The sequence below is a fragment of the Bacillus sp. 05T31 genome (assembly GCF_056396725.1).
On record NZ_JBFTMA010000606.1, the window covers coordinates 1 to 2743 of the forward strand.

The 2743-nt window shown below is 35.5% G+C and carries 4 protein-coding genes; 1 reads left to right on the plus strand and 3 read right to left on the minus strand.

Annotated features, from left to right (window positions below; genetic code table 11):
• The 3 genes from AC1DJR_RS25040 to AC1DJR_RS25050 all read right to left on the minus strand — a co-directional run.
• The coding region (locus AC1DJR_RS25040) for a ComEC/Rec2 family competence protein (protein WP_477003766.1) at nt 1–889 on the minus strand (889 nt) is incomplete at its 3' end.
• Between the two features lie 78 nt (nt 890–967).
• A complete protein-coding gene (gene scpB / locus AC1DJR_RS25045; protein ID WP_477003767.1) occupies nt 968–1540 on the minus strand; it encodes an SMC-Scp complex subunit ScpB in 573 nt (190 codons plus the stop codon).
• A gap of 156 nt (nt 1541–1696) precedes the next feature.
• Nucleotides 1697–2440, minus strand: a complete 744-nt coding sequence (locus tag AC1DJR_RS25050) for a segregation/condensation protein A (protein ID WP_477003768.1) — start codon at nt 2438–2440, stop codon at nt 1697–1699.
• 169 nt (nt 2441–2609) lie between these two features.
• Here AC1DJR_RS25050 and AC1DJR_RS25055 point away from each other — a divergent pair, with 169 nt between their 5' ends.
• A complete protein-coding gene (locus AC1DJR_RS25055; protein ID WP_000510194.1) occupies nt 2610–2705 on the plus strand; it encodes a YjcZ family sporulation protein in 96 nt (31 codons plus the stop codon).
• Nucleotides 2706–2743: the final 38 nt, after the last annotated feature.

Here is a 2743-nt window from a genome sequence, read left to right on the forward strand (position 1 = left end):
GCATAAGACCGCTTGCCCCCATAGTAATATGTTCACCATCTGTTTCTATTTCCACAGTTCGCTTGTTTGTTCCATATATCATTATACCACGCTGTTTTAATCGTCTTACTACACTCTGATGAGGATGCCCATACGGATTTCTACTCCCGTACGAAAGAATAGCGAATTGTGGATCTACTTTTTTTAAGAATGTTTCACTCGTTGAAGTATACGAGCCATGATGCCCAACTTTTAATACATCTGCATGTACATCAAATTGCTTTAATATTTCATTTTCCGTCCGTATATCAGCATCACCCATTAATAAAAAGTCCGCTTTACCATATCGAATCTTTAACACAATTGAGGACTCGTTATTCTCGTCTTTCGATTTCCCATTGTTCAATACTTGTATAGAAACATGTGGATCTAACGGTATATATTGTCCTTCCTTCACTGAAATGAAAGGTATGCCCCTTTTTTTAATATTATTCCGATACGTATGATAAGTAAATGAACTATATGTTTTTCCACTATCTAATACGAGTGAAACCGGCATTTGTTCTACAATTGGAATAAGCCCCCCTATATGGTCCATATCAGGATGAGTACTTACAATCACATCTAAATGATTAATTCCTTTTTCAATTAGTTTTTGAATAATAACCTCTCCTGCTTCATAAGGGCCCCCATCTATTAACATCGTTTGACCATTTGGCAATGTAATAAGTGTCGCATCACCTTGTCCAACTTTTAAAAAACTCACTTTCATTTTACCAAAATGTTGCCGATGCATATGTATAGAAGACGCAGTATGAATAGACATCATATATCTTTTAGCCGATGCGCTGTTTAACGAAAAACATAATAAAACAGAAACCAACAATAGAATACTCCGTACACCTTTCATAACTCGTCTCCTTTTTTCATTTAGTATGGCACGCTCTGTAATTGATATACAAAAAAAGCTTAGCAAAATGCTAAGCTTTTATTTTGATAATTCCTGTAAAGAACCAAAGAATAAATCTGCTTCATTCATTTGTTCATTTTCTTCCGAAAGAGGTGGTAAATCATCTAATGTTTTCAATCCAAACGTATCTAAAAATTCTTTCGTCGTTCCGTATAAAATAGGGCGCCCTGGTCCTTCCGCTCTTCCCGTTTCTTTTATAAGTAAGTGTGAAACTAACGTTTGTAATGCCTTGTCCGTTTTCACACCTCTAATCTCTTCCATTTCTGTCCTTGTAATCGGTTGACGGTACGCAACGATTGCCAACGTTTCAAGAGCTGCTTGAGAAAGTGAAGCCGCGGTTGGAGTATCTATTAATTTTTGATAGTACGAAGCATGTTCTTTCTTTGTTGCAAAACGATACACTTTTGCATATTGTACAATTTGCAAACCGCGATTCGATCCTTCGCATTCTTTTTGCATTTCCTCTATACTGTTTATTACTTCTTCCACTTCAACTTCCAGAACTTTAGCTATCTGTTCCGGATAAATCCCTTCGTCACCTGCAACAAATAAAAGCCCTTCAATAATCGATTTTTGTTMTTTTCTATCCATTTTACGAACTCCTTCCTCCTATTTCCCATAAAAAACATACATAAAAAAACCGAATCACAGTAAATGCGTTCGGTTCAATATTTCTTCTCTCGTTCCAAACGATACATTAAAACCTAACATGAGATAAAATATTTCTATCCCATCTTCACATCAACTCTATACGGATTTATTAGAGCTTGATACGAAAATTTCATCAAAATTATGTTCCTGCTCAATTATGATTTGTTGATTTTTCATTAGCTCAAGAACCGCTAAAAATGTTACAACCATTATTTCRCGTTCTTCATCAGCAAACAAATCATAAAAGCTTTGACGACCGCCTYTTACTTCTAACTGTTGTAGAATATCAGTCATTCGCTGTGCAATTGGTATTTCTTGGCGAGTAATTCGCGTTGTTACGGGGGTYTTTGCTTTTTTACGACGCATTAGCTTTTGAAATGCCGCTAACATATCATATAACGTAACATCAAGAGGTAAGCTTGTCTCCTCTTCTTGTTGAAATGATGTAAAATCAATTGGCGGACGTGTATATAGCTGTGCTCTTTCTTGTTCTCTTTCTTTTAACTCAGTAGCAACTTGCTTATATTTCTTATATTCAATTAACCTCTCCATCAACTCTTGACGAGGATCATCTATAAAGTCTTCACCGTTATCAGGTACATCTTCTTCTTGTTTCGGTAACAACATTTTACTTTTAATTTGTAATAACGTTGCAGCCATTACTAAATACTCACTGGCAACATCTAATTGTAATTCTTTCATCGTATGGACATAAGATAGATATTGCTCTGTAATTTTCGCTACAGGAATATTATATATATCAATTTCGTAACGATTTATTAAGTGTAACAATAGATCTAAAGGCCCTTCAAAAGCCTCTACTTTAAAATTATACTGCACAAAGCATCCCACCACATTTTTTCTATAACACCATAAGTATAGAGCATACTCATGTTCTATCCAACCTTTTTAAGAAATTTAATTAAAAATAGACCTATGCCCATGTCATAATGCCCACCGCTTCATATGATAACAATGTAGTAAGAACAATGTAGGAGGTCAAAAAACTATGGGTCACGTTGATTGCGGTTTTAGCGGTGGGTTCGCATTACTTGTTGTACTGTTCATTTTACTAATCATTGTAGGAGCAGCTTGCTTCTGCTAATAGGACGCAATAAAGCGACTAGGGATATTTCCCTAGTC

Coding starts and splice junctions, on each gene's coding strand:
- AC1DJR_RS25055 (WP_000510194.1), top strand. CDS start 2,610: ATGGGTCACGTTGATTGCGGTTTTAGCGGTGGGTTCGCATTACTTGTT.